Genomic DNA, 721 nt, shown 5'->3' on the forward strand with positions numbered 1-721 from the left:
GTTTCTTACCCGTTGCGAGTTGGTCGTGAACGAAGTCCATCGCCCAGACGTCGTTGGGTCCGACGGCCATGTGCCGATCCTCGCGAAGCTTGGCTTTTACCCCCCGCTTCGGTGTCTTGTTCCGCAACTGTAGCCCCAAGTCCCTGTAAATGCGGTAGGTTCGCTTGATGTTGGTGCCCCAACCCTCGCGTTCCAACAGCACATGCACGCGGCGATAGCCGTACCGCACACGGATCTCGCAGATCTCGCGAATACGACGTTCCAGACCGGCCTGATCAGCACGGCGAGAGGTATAGTGGTGAGTTGATCGATCGAAGTTCAACGCTCCACAAGCACGTCGGATCGAGATCGCCCAATCGCAGCACATGCCTTTCACCATCTCCCGCTTCCGAGCAGGCCTTAGAGCTTTCGGCGGATGACATCCTGCAACATCTCGCGGTCCAGCGTCAGATCCGCGACGATCTTCTTCAGGCGCGAATTCTCGTCCTCGAGCTGTTTCAGCCTCTTCATCTCCGGTGGCAGCATGCCCGCGTATTTTTTCTTCCAGTTGAAATAAGTCGCCTGGCTGATCCCCGCCTTCCTGCAGATTTCAGCAACCGACACGCCTTCATCACCTTGCTTCAGAATGAACGCCTTCTGAGCGTCCGAAAACTGCGACGCTTTCATCGTCTTCTGGTCCCTTTCCCAGCCAGGAAAATGCACCGGAAAACTCTAACCAAAA

At 56.2% G+C, this 721-nt stretch carries 1 pseudogene; it reads right to left on the minus strand.

The features are described from left to right. A pseudogene (locus CO666_RS33430) lies at positions 1-666 on the minus strand (IS3-like element ISRel21 family transposase); the annotation flags it as partial. Positions 667-721 lie beyond the last annotated feature (55 nt).

Source organism: Rhizobium chutanense, assembly GCF_002531935.1.
Taxonomy (GTDB): domain Bacteria; phylum Pseudomonadota; class Alphaproteobacteria; order Rhizobiales; family Rhizobiaceae; genus Rhizobium; species Rhizobium chutanense.